The 15,884-nt window shown below is 66.2% G+C and carries 16 protein-coding genes; 3 read left to right on the forward strand and 13 right to left on the reverse strand.

Annotation, left to right across the window (positions count from 1 at the left end):
* Positions 1-195: 195 nt before the first annotated feature.
* Positions 196-1,062: a methylenetetrahydrofolate reductase gene (locus tag AC5RUH_RS00305; protein ID WP_494013701.1), complete on the reverse strand. Its 867-nt coding sequence runs from the start codon at positions 1,060-1,062 to the stop codon at positions 196-198.
* Positions 1,063-1,223: 161 nt separating this feature from the next.
* Between AC5RUH_RS00305 and AC5RUH_RS00310 the strand changes: the two genes are divergently transcribed.
* Together AC5RUH_RS00310 and AC5RUH_RS00315 are read left to right on the forward strand one after the other, a co-directional pair.
* Complete coding sequence (locus AC5RUH_RS00310) at positions 1,224-2,531, forward strand: MFS transporter (RefSeq protein ID WP_494100941.1); 1,308 nt, start codon at positions 1,224-1,226, stop codon at positions 2,529-2,531.
* A gap of 130 nt (positions 2,532-2,661) precedes the next feature.
* Positions 2,662-3,294, forward strand: a complete 633-nt coding sequence (locus tag AC5RUH_RS00315; protein ID WP_494127589.1) for a PadR family transcriptional regulator — start codon at positions 2,662-2,664, stop codon at positions 3,292-3,294.
* A gap of 130 nt (positions 3,295-3,424) precedes the next feature.
* Here the strand turns inward: AC5RUH_RS00315 and AC5RUH_RS00320 are convergent, their stop codons facing one another.
* The 7 genes from AC5RUH_RS00320 to AC5RUH_RS00350 all read right to left on the reverse strand — a co-directional run bounded on the left by AC5RUH_RS00320 (position 3,425) and on the right by AC5RUH_RS00350 (position 11,170).
* Positions 3,425-4,978, reverse strand: a complete 1,554-nt coding sequence (locus AC5RUH_RS00320) for an acyl-CoA synthetase (RefSeq protein ID WP_494127590.1) — start codon at positions 4,976-4,978, stop codon at positions 3,425-3,427.
* Between the two features lie 358 nt (positions 4,979-5,336).
* Positions 5,337-6,290 (reverse strand): ABC transporter substrate-binding protein, encoded by a 954-nt coding sequence (locus AC5RUH_RS00325; protein WP_494127591.1) that lies wholly within the window; start codon positions 6,288-6,290, stop codon positions 5,337-5,339.
* A gap of 199 nt (positions 6,291-6,489) precedes the next feature.
* Complete coding sequence (locus AC5RUH_RS00330) at positions 6,490-7,485, reverse strand: ABC transporter substrate-binding protein (protein ID WP_494000904.1); 996 nt, start codon at positions 7,483-7,485, stop codon at positions 6,490-6,492.
* A gap of 155 nt (positions 7,486-7,640) precedes the next feature.
* Positions 7,641-8,096: a MaoC family dehydratase gene (locus tag AC5RUH_RS00335; RefSeq protein WP_494013696.1), complete on the reverse strand. Its 456-nt coding sequence runs from the start codon at positions 8,094-8,096 to the stop codon at positions 7,641-7,643.
* Between the two features lie 28 nt (positions 8,097-8,124).
* Complete coding sequence (locus AC5RUH_RS00340; RefSeq protein WP_494127592.1) at positions 8,125-9,336, reverse strand: acyl-CoA dehydrogenase family protein; 1,212 nt, start codon at positions 9,334-9,336, stop codon at positions 8,125-8,127.
* Positions 9,333-10,235, reverse strand: coding sequence for an amidohydrolase family protein (locus AC5RUH_RS00345; protein WP_494127593.1), 903 nt, complete (start codon positions 10,233-10,235; stop codon positions 9,333-9,335). The genes AC5RUH_RS00340 and AC5RUH_RS00345 overlap by 4 nt, the downstream gene beginning before the upstream one ends.
* A gap of 2 nt (positions 10,236-10,237) precedes the next feature.
* On the reverse strand, positions 10,238-11,170 hold the full coding sequence (locus AC5RUH_RS00350; protein ID WP_494127594.1) for an SDR family NAD(P)-dependent oxidoreductase: 933 nt from the start codon (positions 11,168-11,170) through the stop codon (positions 10,238-10,240).
* 124 nt (positions 11,171-11,294) lie between these two features.
* Here AC5RUH_RS00350 and AC5RUH_RS00355 point away from each other — a divergent pair, with 124 nt between their 5' ends.
* Positions 11,295-11,768: a MarR family winged helix-turn-helix transcriptional regulator gene (locus tag AC5RUH_RS00355; protein ID WP_494000909.1), complete on the forward strand. Its 474-nt coding sequence runs from the start codon at positions 11,295-11,297 to the stop codon at positions 11,766-11,768.
* A 300-nt stretch (positions 11,769-12,068) separates the two neighbouring features.
* On the opposite strand, the gene AC5RUH_RS00360 is transcribed toward AC5RUH_RS00355, so the two are convergent.
* The 5 genes from AC5RUH_RS00360 to AC5RUH_RS00380 all read right to left on the reverse strand — a co-directional run bounded on the left by AC5RUH_RS00360 (position 12,069) and on the right by AC5RUH_RS00380 (position 15,864).
* The gene (locus tag AC5RUH_RS00360) at positions 12,069-12,932 is read right to left on the reverse strand and encodes an ABC transporter ATP-binding protein (RefSeq protein WP_494000910.1); all 864 of its coding nucleotides are present in this window, start codon (positions 12,930-12,932) and stop codon (positions 12,069-12,071) included.
* A complete protein-coding gene (locus tag AC5RUH_RS00365) occupies positions 12,922-13,695 on the reverse strand; it encodes an ABC transporter permease (RefSeq protein WP_494024182.1) in 774 nt (257 codons plus the stop codon). The genes AC5RUH_RS00360 and AC5RUH_RS00365 overlap by 11 nt, the downstream gene beginning before the upstream one ends.
* Complete coding sequence (locus tag AC5RUH_RS00370; protein ID WP_494000912.1) at positions 13,692-14,537, reverse strand: ABC transporter permease; 846 nt, start codon at positions 14,535-14,537, stop codon at positions 13,692-13,694. The genes AC5RUH_RS00365 and AC5RUH_RS00370 overlap by 4 nt, the downstream gene beginning before the upstream one ends.
* Before the next feature lie 243 nt (positions 14,538-14,780).
* A complete protein-coding gene (locus AC5RUH_RS00375) occupies positions 14,781-15,008 on the reverse strand; it encodes a PLDc N-terminal domain-containing protein (protein WP_494013690.1) in 228 nt (75 codons plus the stop codon).
* 70 nt (positions 15,009-15,078) lie between these two features.
* On the reverse strand, positions 15,079-15,864 hold the full coding sequence (locus AC5RUH_RS00380; protein WP_494127595.1) for an NUDIX hydrolase: 786 nt from the start codon (positions 15,862-15,864) through the stop codon (positions 15,079-15,081).
* Positions 15,865-15,884: the final 20 nt, after the last annotated feature.

Below are 15,884 nucleotides of genomic sequence, written 5' to 3' on the forward strand. Positions count from 1 at the left end.
GCGAGCGAGCGCCGCTCAGGAGCCGCGCTGCCCAAGTATTAGAACCTGTTCAAGCATCGTCCCCTGTCAGGGCGCCATGGCGCACCAAAAGATGGACACTTCCGTCTGAACGTGGACAGCGCAGCCCCCGGAAGCCGGCTGGGCATCGCCGCGGCGCGGAGTCACCGTCCCCGATGAGCTTCCGTTCGCGCAGCGCTACCGTCCGGCGCGGAAGTCTTTGACCCAGTCCGCCGTGGCCTTCATTCCGCCGAACGTGTAGAAGTGAAGCTTCACCGTGCCGTGCACCGATGGGTCATAACGGCCGGCGAATTCCTCCAGGAACTTGTCCGGCCCGGCCGTCCCCAGCAGGTTGGTCAGGGAGAAGCCGTACTTGTGCACGATCCCGGCGGACGAGGCCACTCCGAACCGCTTGGCATAGTTCAGCAGCCTCTTGACCCCGGCCGGCCCGGGGATGCCGATGCGCACCGGCGCGTGGATCCCGCGGCGGCGGGCCTCGGCCAGCCAGTCGAAGACGGGATCCGTGTCGAAGCCGAACTGCGTGATGATGACCGCTTCAAGGTCTTGCCGCTGCAGTTCGGCATGCTTGTCTTCCAGCGCCTTCCACAACACCTCGCCGGAAATGTCCGGATGCCCCTCCGGGTAGCCGCTGATGCCCACGCGGCGGATTCCGTACCGGGGCAGGAGCCCGCTGCGGATGACCTCGAGCGAGTCCGGATAAGGCCCCATCGGCTCGGCCGGGTCGCCGCCGACAACGAAGACGTCCTCCGGTGCCGCATCGGCGGACAACGCCTGCAAGAAGTCTTCCAACTCGGCCCGCGACGCCAACCGCCGGGCAGAGACATGGGGTACCGGCAAGAAGCCGTGCCGTTTGACGGCGGCCGCCGCCGCAACCCGCGTCGGCAGGTCCTCGTTTCCCAGGAAGGTGACGTTGATCCGCGTTCCCGCCGGAATCGTGCCGGCGGCATCTTCCAGCGCGGGAACATCCTTGCCGGTCATCTCGAGCGAGAAGTCGTCGAGCAATGTCCGGGCCGCCTGGGACGGCGCGTGCTTGGGGTCGGCCATAGTCGGAATTCCTTCCTCGTGTGGTGCCGGTCACCCTTGACCGACCTGCAGCGAGTCTAGCCGGAAAGCCACTACCAACATAGGGGGTGATAAGTGGTTTGCATTTCTCAATCACTGGGTGGATACTATGTGAGCCTTTCCTTCTAATCCCAGGAACAACCATGTCCACGCCCCGCGCGCTGCGGCCCTTCGCCCATCGCAACTACCGCATCCTCATTTCGGCCCTGGCCATCTCGGTCTTCGGCGCCGGCATGTGGGCCGTAGCCATGGTGTATCAGGTCATCGCCCTGGGCGGCGGACCCATTCAGCTGTCGCTCGTCGCCACCTGCGCCAGCGTCGGTTTGTTGGCGTTCGTGCTGCTCGGCGGCATCGCGGCGGACCGTCTTCCGCGCCGCCGCCTGATTATCAGCGTGGAGGCGGCCAACCTGGTGGCCATCGGCGCGGTGGCCCTGCTGGCCATGACCGGGCTGCTGCAACTGTGGCACCTGGCCGCAGCCGCCTTCCTGCTGGGAGTCGGTGCCGCGTTCTTTTTTCCCGCCTACTCGGCCATCCTGCCGAGGATCCTGCCGGCCGAGGACCTGCTGGCGGCCAACGGCATGGAGGGCACCATGCGGCCGTTGCTGCAGCAGGCCGCCGGACCGGCGGCAGCGGGCATGATCGTCGCCTCCTTCTCCCCCGGGGCGGCCATCGGGTGGATCACGCTGTGCCATCTGTCCGCGTTGATCATCCTGAACTTCCTCGGACAGGAACTGGCTCCGGATGCAGGGACGACGGCGTCGGTCGCCGCTGCAGACGAGCCCCCGGGCAAGCGCGGCTCCGTGCTGGCGGATCTGCGCGAGGGCGTGGCCTACACGCTGAAGACTCCCTGGCTGCTCTGGACGCTGCTGTGGGCCGTCGTGAGCGTGCTCATCTTCATTGGCCCCATTGAGGTACTGCTGCCGTTTGCGGTTGCAGACCAACTGGGCGGGGACTCGCGCACGTTTGGCTTCCTGCTTGGCATCTTCGGCATCGGCGGCGCCACCGGGGCGATGGTGACTGCCTCGCTGCGGCTGCCCCGGCGCTACCTGACCATGATGCTGCTGTTCTGGGGCGCCGGCGCCCTGCCGATCGCCGTCATCGGCTTCACCGGCAGCTTTTGGTGGATGGCCGCGGCACTGTTCGTGGTCGGCGCGACCGGCAGCGCGGGCCAGGTCATCTGGGGCACGCTGCTGCAGCGCCGGGTGCCGCCGCACCTGCTCGGCCGGATCTCCAGCCTGGACTTCTTCGTCTCGCTGGCGTTGATGCCGGTCTCCATGGCGCTCGCCGGGCCGTTGGGCGAAGTCGTGCCTGTCTGGCTGATTTTCCTGCTGATCGGCCTCGCCCTGCCGCTCCTGGCTGTGCTGGCGCTTATTTTCGGCGGAATGCTGAAGGACGAGCTTGAGCACCCGCTGGACCGGACTTTGGAACCGGTTGGGCCGGCGCGCACTTAGCGCGGCCCGGCATCCCGTAAACAACGGCTTCGGGACCACGATCCACGATCAACCTCGATTTTCGCGTGGCCATCCGACTACCGATGGATATAGTGATTGGCAACACAACACTGAAAAGGAAGTTGAATCAGTGAGTCTCCGCTACGCCTTGCTGGCGCTGCTCAGCGTCGAACCCATGACCGGCTACGACCTCTATAAGGAATTCGAGTCGTCCGTCGGGAATGTGTGGCACGCGCCCGACTCCCAGATCTATCCGGAACTGCGGCGGATGGAGCAGGAAGGGCTGCTCGACGGGGAGGAGGTCATCTGGGGCCAGCGCGGGAGGAAGCGCCGTTACCACATCACCGCCGCCGGGCTACAGGCCTTCCGGGAGTGGATGAACACCACGCTCGACTACACCCGGGTGCGGGATCCAGCCCACCTGAAGGCGGCCTACCTGGAGTGGGCCGAACCGGACGCTGCGCGCGAACAGATGCGCGCGCACATTGAGCACCACACCGCGCTCCGGCAGCAGTGGGAGCAGCGGATCCGCGAGATCGACGACGACAGCAGCGAGATGCTCAATCGCCGGTTGGCCGGCACCCCGGCGAGCGAACGGACGCGGGTAAAGGCCTTCAAGCGCTTTACCTATGAAGGGCTCGTGGCCCGTGCGGAACAGGAGATTACCTGGGCCCGCCGCGGCCTCGCGCTCATCGACCGGCTTTCCGACCAGCCGGGCGTCCAGCAGCCGCAGGCGCCGCAGCCTGCCGGCGCCCGCAAGTAGGCCGGCGCCCCCAAGTAGCCCGGGCCCGCAGGCAGGCCGGCGCCCGCAGGCAATTCGGCGCCCGGAAGTTGGCCGGCGCCCGCAGGCAGTTCGGCGCCCGCAAGTAGCCCGCGCCCGGGGGCAGCCCCGTCTAGTTCGAGTATTCCTTCCGCAGGTCGGCCTTGCGGATCTTTCCGCTGGCCGTCCGCGGCAGGTCCTCCACAAACACCACGGACTTGGGGATCTTGTAGCGGGCCAACCGCCCGTCCAGGTGCTGCTGGATCTCCTCGGCGGACACCGAGAAGCCCTCGCGGAGCGTGACCACCGCGCGCGGCACCTCCCCCCATTTCTCGTCCGGGACGCCGATGACCGCGGCGCTGCTGACGGCCTCCAGCTCCAAAATGACCTGCTCCACCTCGGCCGGGTAGATGTTCTCGCCGCCGGAGATGATCATGTCCTTGAGCCGGTCGGAGATAAAGAGGAAGCCTTCGTCGTCCACGTAGCCCATGTCGCCGGACTTGAACCATACGCCGTCGGCATAGCTCTCGGCCATAGCATCGGGCCGGTTCCAGTACTCGCGGATGACGTTGGGACCCGCAATCTGGATTTCGCCGACCTCCCGCGGGGGCAGGACCTCGCCCAGCGGATCGGCGATCCGGATGTCCGTGAAGAAGTGCGGGAGCCCGGCCGATCCGGCCTTCGGGCGGGACTTCTCCGCCGCCAGCGTGGTGGCTCCGGGGGCCGTTTCGGTCATCCCGTAGCCGTTGGTGAAGGACAGCCCGCGGGCCTCGTAGGCCTCCAGCACCCGCATGGGCACGGCCGATCCGCCGCAGGTCAGCTTGTTCAGGGAGCTGATGTCCGTCTTGTCCCAGTCCGGGTGCTCGCACAGCAGCTGGTAGGTGGTCGGCACGCCGCTGATGCTGGTGGCCTTGTACTTCTCGATCAGCATCAGGGTCCGCCCCGGATCGAACTTGGGCTCCAGCACCACGGTGGCCCCCTTGAGCAGGGCCGGCAGCACGCCCATGCCCAGGGATGCCACGTGGAACATCGGGGCGATCATCAGGGCGACGTCGGTGCTGGCCATGTCGAAGTCCACGAGCACATTGATGCTGTTCCAGGTCATGTTGCCGTGCGTGAGCAGCGCCCCCTTGGGCCGGCCCGTGGTGCCGGATGTGTAGAGGATCATGGCCGGGTCATCCAGCGTCACTGCCTCATCGCGGCGTTCTGTGCTGCCGGAGGCAATGACTTCCTCCAAAAGTTCGACGACGGTGCCCGGCTCGGCTGCCTCGGCAACGGTTCCCGCCGGGGTATCTTCCACCACGATCCGCCGGTTTAGCCCCAGCAGCGCACTGCCGCGGTCAGCCAGCGTCTGCAGGCTGCGGGCGTGGACCAGGATGCGGCTGCCGGAGTCCTGCAGGGCGAACTGGACCTCGGGCGGGGCCAGCCGGGTGTTCAGCGGAACAAAGATGGCGCCCAGGGTCCCGCACGCAAAGAAGGTTTCCAGGAACGCCGGGTGGTTCTCCCCCAGGTAGGCCACCCGGTCACCGCGGCCGACGCCGCGGTCCGCCAGGGCGTTAGCCAGGCGGTCCACCCGCCCGGCGAACTCCCCGTAGCTCAGTTCACCCGCGCTGCTGATGACGGCGGTTTTCGCGGCGGACTTCATGCGGCGCTTGTGGATCCAGGCCCCAAGACCTTGATTGTGCATGGTGACATACCTTCCGACGTACCCGGCGAGCGGGTCTGGACAGCCCCCTCGAGCGGCCCCGACCCTCAAGCCCGCGGGCGGGGGCCGGACTTACGGCTCAGCGGTGAACCAGATCACACTGGACATCTCCAACCTAGGGCCATTTAGTTGAGAAAGTCAATAGTTGAAGATGCGGGTGTACCATCGGCCTTCGCCGCACCACAACCGGCGGTCCGCCACAGAAGGCAGCCGTTCGACCCGCCCGGGAACAGGAAAACGCCCCTCCGCGAGCGCGGAGAGGCGTTTCCGCCGACGGCCCGCCCCTAGCCGCACCGCCAGACCCTCAGCAACACGTCGGCCAACGCAGGCCGGTGGACGCCTATTGCCGCGGCAGGAGCGCCTCCATATCAGGGATCTCCTCGATCAGGCCGTTCTTCAGGGAGATGTCGGCGATCTCCTGGATGGACTCGGCATTGACCTCCTGCGGGAATTTCGGCAGGGTCAGCTTTTCGATGACCGCGGGGTCAAGCTGCGTGTACTCGGGCAGGATCTCGCGCACCCGGTCCGGATTCTCGTCGGCGAACGCCAACGACTTTTTCATCGCCCGAACAAAGGCCTGGGTGACGTCCGGTTTCTCCTCGGCAATGTCGTCCGAGGTGAAGTAGGTCGCCACCGTGAGGTTTTCCACCGGATAGGCATAGTTGGAGAACACGGGCACCGCACCATCGCCTTCGACGATGGTCACGAACGGCTCGACGGCGGCGATCGCGTCCACATTGCCGTTGGCCAGCGCCGCGGGCATGTCCGGGAAGGGCATCTCGACGAAATTCAGGTCCGACGAGTCCGCGCCGGCCTGCTCCACCGCCTCACGGATCGTCGAGTCGCTGATGTTGTTCAGGGTATTCACGCCGATGCGCTTGCCGGTCAGGTCCGCAATCTCCTTGATCCCGCTGTCCGGCTTGACCATCACGGCCGCGAAATCCTCATCCTGGTTGCCGGTGGTTGAAGCGCCGTTGGCCACCATCTGCATGTTCAGCCCCTTGGAGCGGGCAATCACCAGCGACGTGACATTGCTGAAGCCGAAATCCATCTGACCGCTCGTGATGGCCGGAATGATGGCCGCGCCGCCCTGCGCCGGAACGAGTTCGAGATCCAGCCCCTCTTCTTCGAAGAATCCCTCCTGGTCACCCAGATAGATGGGAGCCACGTCGACGATCGGGATGACCCCAACCTTGATGGGAGTCATTCCGCCGGCGGCTTCGGTGCCACCGGTCGGGGCCGCATCACCGCCACCGGACGGGCTGCCCCCACCGCACCCTGTTACCGCCAGCACTGCCGCCAGCGCAACCGCCGTTCCAATTCTCTTCACGGGTCCCTCTCCCACTCACCGCCCCATGCAGCAAGAGTGTGCCTTAGGTCACAGTATCTACGGACATAGTGGAGGCCGTCAACGACGGGAACCCCTGCAACAGGCCGCAGAGCGGCTCCCGCATCCCGGGAACCGCTTCGCCACCTGAAGCCAAGAACGAAGGCTACTGGACGGCCATGGCCGGCACGTCCGGAGCCTTGTCCACGTACCCGTACTTGACCATCAGCTCGCCCATGTCGCTGAGAACATCCACCGGGAGCTCGGCGTCGAACGTTTCCATCTTCAGGCCCTTCGCCACTTCTTCGGGCATGCCCATGAAGTCCGGCAGGACGGCACGGACGCCAGCCGGATCCGCTTCCGCGGCCGTCAGGGTTTCCGAAACGGCTGCCTTGAAGTCGGCCACGATCTCCGCGTTCTGGTCGGCGTAGCTGCCGCTGGTGAAGGTCACCATGGTGGGCAGGCCCGGCAAGGCCTTCTGGTTCGGGTAGCCCAGCAGCTTGTAGTCCTTGTTGGCCAACGCCTTCGACTGGAAGGGTTCAGGCACCCAAATGGCATCAACGTTTCCGCGCTCCAGCTGGGCTTCCATGTCCGGGAACGGCATTTCGCTGAACTTCAGCTTGGACGGGTCGCCCCCGTCGATCGCCGCCGATTCCATGATGGTGAGGTCGCCCTGGGTCTTGAGTGTGTTGACCGCGGTGGTCTTGCCCTCCAGATCGGCGAAGTCCTCGATCCCGGAATCAGCCTTGACGATCACGGCGTTGATATCCTCGCCCTCGGCCTTGGAGTTGCTGTAGCCCGTGACGATATTCATATCCAGGCCCTTGTCCACCGCCGTCATCACCGACAGCGGATTGCCGACGGCGAAGTTCAGGGTGCCGGTGGAAACGGCGGGCAGCATGGCAGCGCCGCCCTGCCCGGCCTGCAACTCCAGTTCCAGGCCGTGCTTCTCGAAGATGCCCTCATCGATGCCGTACTGCATGGCTCCCGACGGGGCGATCGGCAGCACGCCTACGGTGAGCTTGGTGAGCCCGGAGCCGGCGGCGCCGGACTGTTCCGCCGGCGCTTCGTTCGACCCGGAGGGGGAACCGGAGCCGCAGCCGGTCAATGCCATCGCGGCAATCGCGCCACCGGCCAACAACTTCGCCAAGTGCTTCTTCATGAAATGCTCCTCGCGGTCCTAGGCGCCGCCGCCCCCGCCGTCGGGAGACTGACTGTGATCGACGCCACACCTAATTACAATGTAGATACAATAGTTGAATAAATCAACAGTTAGGTTGGATTTGTGCAGCCGTCAGGACAAGGAGCGGCCCGGCGTCAGGCGTAAAAGCGGGCCAAGAACTCCGCGATGACCGCGGGGCGCTCCTCGCCTTCGATCTCGATGGTGTTGTTGGTCTTGATCTGGACCCCGCCCTTCACCTCGGTGACCTCGGAAATCACCGAATGCAGGCGCACCTTGGAGCCGACCTTCACCGGGCTGGTGAACCGCACACGGTCCAGGCCGTAGTTGACCTTGGTCGTGACGCCTTCCACATCGAACAATTCGCTCCACAGCGGGATGACCAGCGACAGGGTCAGGAAGCCGTGGGCGATCGGCGCGCCGAACGGTCCTTCCTTGGCCTTTTCCGGGTCGGTGTGGATCCACTGGTGGTCATCGGTGGCATCGGCAAAGGTGTTGACCTGGTCCTGGGTAATTTCACGGTAGTCGGTGTAGCCCAGGTCCTTGCCGACCAGGTTGGGCAGTTCTTCGAGGTTGACGACGGTGTTGCTCATAGAGGGCTCCTTGGAAAGATGGATGGTTCTAGCGGAATGCGCCCGTGCCGGTGATTGCCCGGGCGACTATCAGGGCGTTGATCTCGTGCGTGCCTTCATAGGAATAGACGGCCTCGGCGTCGGCATGGAACCGCGCGACGTCGGTGTCCAGGGTGATGCCGTTGCCGCCCACGACTTCCCGGGCCAGGGCAACGGTCTCGCGCATGCGGGCGCTGCAGAACATCTTGGCCAACGCCGAGTTCTCGTCCTTGTAGATGCCGTCCTCCTGCTGCTGGGTCAGGCGCACCGCCATGCCGAGCGAGGCCGTGAGATTGCCGAGCATGGTGGCCAGCTTCTCCTGAACCAGCTGGAATCCGGCCAGCGGCTTGCCGAACTGCCGCCGCTCCTTGGCGTAGCGCAGCGCGGCCTCGTAGGCGCCGGCCTGTACGCCCGCGGCGATCCAGGCGACGTCGGAGCGCATGTTGCGCAGCAGCGAGGCCACGTCCGCGAACGAGTTGACGTTCTGCAGCCGCGCGGAGTCCGGTACGCGGACTCCGGCCAGCGCGATGTCGGCGTTCTGCATCATGCGCAGCGAGGTCTTTCGCAAGATCTTGGCGATGCCGACCCCGGGGGCATCGGTCGGGACGAGGAAGCACTTGACCTGTCCGTCCGCCTGGTCGCGGGCGAAGACGGCGAGCACGTCGGCAGCGGCGGCCCCGCCGATCCAGCGCTTGGCGCCGTCGATCACCCATTCGCCTCCCTCGCGGCGGGCGCTGGTCTCAAGCCCGCCGGCGATGTCCGATCCGTGTTCCGGTTCGGTCAGCGCAAAGACGCCCTTCAACTCGAAGCTGCGGATCTTCGGGTCCAGCTCGGCGGCCTGCCCGGCACTGCCGCCCAGAGTCACGGCCGTGCGGAACAGTCCTGACTGGGCGTTGTAGAAGGTGGCGACGGAGGCGTCTGTTCGGGCGAGCTCGAAGTTGCGGAAGCCCTCGTAGAGTCCGGAGGGCTTCGCACCGCCGTCGGTCAGTTCGGCCGGCGCCATCAGGTTCAGGTCATACAGCGGCTGGGCAATCTGATACGGAAACTCACCCTGTTCCCAGTAGTCCGCCAGCAGCGGCTGAACCTGCTCCTCGAGCACGCCGCGCAGCCGGCCGAGCACGGTGCGTTCGGCGTCGGTCAGCAGCGCGGCGTAGCCGTACTGGTCGGAGGGATAGAAGGGTCCGGCCGCGGTGCCGGCCTTCTCTTGGGCCACCGTGCTCATGCCTGCCCACCGCCCAGCCCGAGCAGGCGCACCGCGTTGTCCTTGAGGATCTTCGGCCGGACCTCGTCCTTCATCGGCAGGTCCGCGAACGCGCCCAGCCACTTCTGCGGGGTGATCAGCGGGTAGTCCGTGCCGAACAGCACCTTGTCCTGCAGGACGGAGTTGGAGAGTTTCACCAGGGATTCCGGGAAGTACTTTGGCGACCAGCCGGACAGGTCGATGAACACGTTCGACTTGTGCGTGGCAATCGAGTTGGCCTCGTCCTGCCAGGGCACCGAGGGGTGCGCCATGATGATCCGGAATCCCGGGAAGTCGGCGGCGATCTCGTCCAGCAGCAGCGGGTTCGAGTAGCCGAGTTTGATTCCAGAGCCGCCGGGGGTGCCGGCCCCCATGCCGTTCTGGCCGGTGTGGAACACCGCCGGCAGGCCAAGCGACTGCAGGGCTTCCCACAGGGGGTAGAACCGCTCGTGGGCCGGGTTGAAGCCCTGCAGGCTCGGGTGGAACTTGAAGCCCCGCACCCCGTAATCCTCGGCCAAGGACTTGGCCCGGTCGATGGCCTCCGGACCCGTCAGCGGATCGACGGAGCCGAACGGGATCAGCACGTCGTTGTTGCGGGCGGCGCCCTCGGCGATGTCCTCGATGCTGTTCGGCTCGTGCTTCAGGCGGGTGCGGGCATCCACGGTGAACACCACGGCCGCCATCTTCAGTTTTCGGTACGTTTCGGCGATCGCATCCAGCGACGGCGTCCGCTCCTCCGCCTTGAAGTACGCGCTCGACGCGTCCATCAGCTCCTGCGGCAGCGAGAGGTGTCCGTGGCCGTCGATCTCGACGTGAACATGCATGTCGATCGCCGCCAGCGACGCGACATCGAGCACCGGTTCGTAACGCGTGGGAGGCATGGCTATTTCGCCGCCGACTCGGGCTGCAGTTCCGCCGGCAGCTCGGGGAACGTCTCGCCCACGCTCTGCAGCCGGCCGCCGAACAGGTCCTGGAAGCGCTCGCTCAGCGCTTCGTAGTTCCAGCCGCCGTCCAGGAACTCGGTGGCGACGGGCTCCGGATGGGACCATAACTGCAGCCGGTCGCCGCCCACCCCGATCGCCTGGCCGGTCACGTTGGCTGCCGCATCGGAGGCGAGGTAGGCAACCAACCCGGCAACGTCGTCGGCCGTTCCAAAGCCCAGCTCCTTGCGGAAGAAGTCGGGCATGGCCTCGCCGCGCTCGTCCGCCTCCACGGCCTTCTGGAAAAACGGCACGGTCTTCGTCATCGCGGTGGCTGCCACCGGAATCACGGCGTTGGCGGTGACGCCGGCCTTCTTCATCTCCAGCGCCCAGGTCCGGACCATCCCGACGATCCCGGCCTTCGCCGCGGCGTAATTGGTCTGGCCGAAGTTGCCGCGCTGGCCGGTAGGCGAACCGATCGTGATGATCCGTCCCGCGACAGCGTTCTCCTTAAAGTAGGCGTAGGCCTCGCGCACGCAGGTGAAGGTGCCGCGCAGGTGCACGTTGATCACCAGGTCGAAGTCCTCGTCGGTCATCTTCAGCAGCGACTTGTCCCGCAGCACTCCGGCATTGGTCACCAGGATGTCCAGGCGACCGAAGGTCTCGACGGCGGCGGCCACCAGCTGGCGGGCAGTTTCGGTGGGCCCCACTGGGGAAGCGACGGCTATGGCCTGGCCGCCGGCGCCGGTAATACTGGCGACGGCTTCCTCCGCGACCTGCGCGTCCACGTCATTGACCACAACGGAGGCACCCTGGCGGGCAAGCTCCTGCGCGTAGGCCAGGCCGAGGCCCCGGCCGCTTCCGGTGACGATCGCTGTTTTTCCGGCCAAAGACATCTGCTGCTCCTTCGTCCCGCACGGTGGGGGTGCGTTGCGGTTTATGCTGGTCTAGAACCCATGACAACCCATATGATTGAAAAAGTCAATCATTTTGGGCAGCACCTACTTCTAGCGAGGAACCATGTCCGCAGCAACAACGGCCGTCCGCCCGTCGGCGACCGCCGGCCTTGAACGGCTGTACGGCACCGATCTGGCCAACGAAATCGAGTTCCTCACGGCGCGGGCGCGTTCGCTGGGCTCCGGCCTGGCCAACAACATGCTGGCCGAGCTTGACCTGAAGGTGCGGTCCTACTCTGTGCTGTCGCTGGCGTGCAGCGGGGAGAACCCGTCGCAGCGCGAACTCGCCGACTTCCTGAGCCTGGACCCCAGCCAGATCGTGGCCCTGGTGGACCAGTTGGAGCGGCGCGGCGCCGTCACCCGTGAAGCCGACCCGCGCGACCGCCGCTCCAAGGTCATCGTTGCGACGGCATCGGGCCGGAAGCTGTACAAGCAGGCCGAAGCGATCATCCGCGAGGCTTCGGACGAGTCCTTGGCCCGGCTGAACGAACAGGAACGGGAAACGCTGCGCGACCTGCTGCGCCGCATCGCCTTCTGACCGGCCGAGACGGGCGCCGCGTTCTGCGCGACCTGCTGCGCCGCATCACCTGCTAACCGGCCGCGAGGGGCGCCGCACACCGGACGCCGCAGGCCCGGCTACCCCCTCTTCCCAAGCCCCTCCCTCAACCCCACCCCAACCCCACCCCCTCGACTACTCAGATAACGCCCTTTTCAGCGCTGAGGAGGGCGTTATCCGAGTAGTCGATCTCGGAGGGCGGGCGGGACCGGCGCACTGGTTAAAAATCGGAGCCGGCCGCACCCCTTGCCCAGGATGCGGCCGGCGCCCCACTGCCTCCTGCTAGCCGGCGCTGCCGGCCTGGGTGGCGGCGGCGGGGCGGTGGCCCTGCTTGGCAAGCTGGATCTGTTCGTAGACGTGGTGGCGCAGTTCGGTGAACCGCGGCAGTGCCCGGGTGTTGAGCTGGTCGCGCTCGTCGGGCAGGTCGATCTCGAGGTCTTCCTGGATCACGGTCGGCGAGGAGGACAGGATGATCACGCGCTGGCCCAGGTAGACCGATTCGTCGATGTCGTGGGTGACGAACAGGACGGTGACGCCCAGTTTCTTCCAGACCGTGCGGATCAGGTCCTCCAGGTCGGCCCGGGTCTGGGCGTCGACGGCGGCGAACGGCTCGTCCATGAGCAGCACCTCGGGCTGGTAAGCCACTGCCCGGGCGATGGCCACGCGCTGCTGCATGCCGCCGGAGAGCTGCCACGGGTAGGACTGCGGCACGTGGTCCAGGCCCACAGCCTCGAGGGCGTCGTCCACGAGCTTGTCGCGCTCGGCCTTGCCCATGCCGGCGTTCTTCAGCGGCAGCTCCACGTTCTCGCGCACCCGCATCCAGGGGAACAGCGAGCGGCCGTACTCCTGGAACACCACGGCCATCTTCTTGGGCGGGCCGGTCACCCGGGCGCCGTCCAGCAGCACCTCACCCTCGGTTGGGGCCAGCAGGCCGGAGATGCACTTGAGCAAGGTGGTCTTGCCGGACCCGGACGGGCCGACCAGGCAGGCCAGCTCCCCCGCCCGCAGGTCGAAGGTAAGGTTGCGCACCGCCTCGATGTCGCCGCCGTCGGTGTGGTAGACCTTCTTGACGCCGCGCACCGAGAGCATGGCCTGGCCTTCGGGCAGGGTTTTGCCGGTCGGAACCGGGGTGGTTTCAGGCTGCATTTTCTACCTCTCGCAGGCCGTGGTACCAGCGCAGGATCTTGCGCTCGGTCCATTGGAAGATGAATGACATGGCAACACCGATCAGGCCCAGCACCACGATGCCGGACCACATTTCGGGGATCGCAAAGGAACGCTGGAACTGCACGATGGTAAAGCCCAGCCCCGAGGACGAGGCGAACATCTCGGAGATCACCATCAGGATCAGCCCGATCGACAGGCACTGGCGGACGCCGGCCATGATCTGCGGACCCGCAGAGGGCAGCACCAGGTGGCGCACGCGGGCCATGCCGCCGATGCCGTAGGTGTGCGCCGAGTCCGAAAGCACCGAGTCAATGGCGCGGACGCCTTCGATGGTGTTCAGCAACACCGGCCAGATGCAGCCGGAGATGATGACCACAATCTTCATCGTGTCGGTGATGCCCATCAGCAGCATCAGTACCGGAATCAGCACCGGCGGCGGGATGGCGCGGAAGAACTCCAGCACCGGCTCGGTGAAGTCGCGCAGCCACTTGATCGAGCCGATCAGCAGGCCGGCGACGATGCCCAGGATGATCGCCGCGGCCACCCCGATGATCAGCCGCCCGATCGAGGGCAGCACGTCGGACAAAAGCCGTTCTCCGAACCAGGTCTCGGCGAACGCGTCGACGAGCAGTGCCGGCGTGGGCACGAAGAAGTTTGTCGCGCCCAGCGTCGAGGCCCACCAGATCAGCACGAGGATGACCGGCAGCGCCAGCGCGTAGGCAACGCTTTTCAGGACTTTCACGCGATCACCTCGGAACGGATGGATTCATGCCACGACAGGGTCTTGCGCTCAATGAAGCGCATCACCAGGTTGACCAGCACGCCGATCAGCCCCGTGGCCAGCACCAGCGCATACATGCCCGCGATCGCGCCACCGGACTGCGCCAGCGCGATTTCCCTGCCCAGGCCCGGGGAACCGATCACCAGTTCGGCCGTGATGGCCAGGATCAGCGCCACCGCTGCGGCCAGGCGCACCCCGGTCATCAGGTACGGCAGGGCGGTGGGGAACACCACGTGGCGGACCCGGGCGAATCGGCCCAAGCCGTAGGACTTCGCCGTTTGCATCGCCACGTTGTCAACGTCGGCCACTCCGTACAGCACCTGGATGAAGACCTGCCAAAACGATGCGTAGACAATCAGCATCAGCGAGGACTCGATCTTCACGCCGAACAGCAGCACGGCCAGCGGAATCAACGCGACCGACGGGATGGGGCGCAAAAACTCCACCGTGGAGTTCGTGAATTTCCGCAGGAAGTTTGACGAACCGATGATGAAGCCAAGTACCACGGCCAGCAGCACCGCCATCAGCAGGCCAAGGAACCACGCGAGCATGGTTTCGCCCACCGCGAGCCAGAACGCCGCCAGGCCGAAATCGTTGAACAGCACGGCGAGCACCTCGGAGGCAGGAGGCAGGAAGCGGGCCTCAACAATCCCCACCCGCGGCACCAGTTCCCACACCAGCAGGAATGCAAGGATCCCGGCGAGGCCCAGCAGCTGCTTGGTGGGACGCTTCTTCGACGGGCGCCGGCGGGACCGGCTGGCCGCCGGCCCCTTGCTGTCAGTTGTCACCGCGGGGGCGCTCATGGGAGCATCCCGACGAGGTGCGGCGCCCTATGCAGCGCACATTTCATTTCCACTCCTTCTGCCCCGAGGAGAACGGGGATACAGACCGCGCTGTTCGCTAGCCGAACATGCGTTCACTAGCTCAAGTGTGGTCGACGCCACTTGGTGACGTCAAACACTCTAGGCCATCGTTACGCGGGCAACACTGCGCGACGGTCTTTAGCACCGCTGAATTGAATAGATCAACGGTTTGTGCTGAGGAGCTCAGCGCTTTCGGCCGAGCAGGAAGTAGGCCGCAGGGCCGATGAAGTTGAGGAAGGACGCGGCAAACCACACCGGCTTCGGCCCGTTGACCAGGGCTGCCGGGCGCTTCTTCAGGTCCTTCAGAGCGGCCGTCTGCAAGACAAGCTGCAGCCCGGCCATGGTGGCGACACGCAGCCGCTGCCCCCCGCTCAAATCCCTCAAGGACTTCTTCTTCATGGCTTTCTTCATGGCGGCCTCCCGGTCGGTTGTGGCAGCAGGTGCCTCAAGTGTAGGCGTGCCGGGCCGGCGACGCAGGGGACTAACGGTTCCTTTCGTACCGCCAGGGCAGCGAGGCGGTGGAGAGCCGGTGCCTGGCCCCGGCGGCCGCCGCCGGCCCGGGACCGGGGTAGGCAGCGTCGCCCGCCCACACGATGACCTGTCCGCTGGCCGGGTCGTCAAGCACGTGGCTCTCATAGTCGAAAGGCTCCGTGTTCCGAGCGGCTTCCAGTGCGTCCGCAACGGTGTTGAAGCGGCCCAGTTCATGCAGGGTGACCCAGGTCGGCGGGACCAGCCGCATCAGCCCCGTCTCATGCCGGCGGAGCGCTTCGCCGGGCCGCATCCAGGCGAAGCCGGCCAGCTCGCCGTCGTTGAGCACGACCTCGCCGACCGGGGCCACTGCCGTGAAAAACCATGTTTGGAAGCGGCGGACGAGGCTGTGGCGGGGCACCCAGTTGGACAGGTGTACCAGGTCCTGGCCGGCGATCCGCAGGCCGGTCTCCTCGAAGGTCTCGCGCGCCCCTGCGATCCTTGCCGCCGCCAGCTGCCGACCCTGGTCACGTTCGACGGCGCCGCCGGCCTCTGTGCCGGTGCCCGCTTCGGCGTCGGCGTCGGGTTCGGGTTTGGCTTCGGCGTCGGCTTCGGCTTCGGCTTCGGCTTCGGCTGCACGGTAGTCCCCCGGGTCCACCTTGCCGCCGGGGAATACCCAGGCCCCCGCGAAGGATCCACCGCCGGGGCGTTCCAGCATCAGGACTTCCAGTCCCTCCGGGCCGTCGCGCAGCAGGATGACTGTTGCCGCCAGCTCTGCCTGGTCCGTTTGTCTGTCCACCGCTTTATCCACGCCCTTAG

Source organism: Arthrobacter sp. Y3223166 (assembly GCF_059090935.1).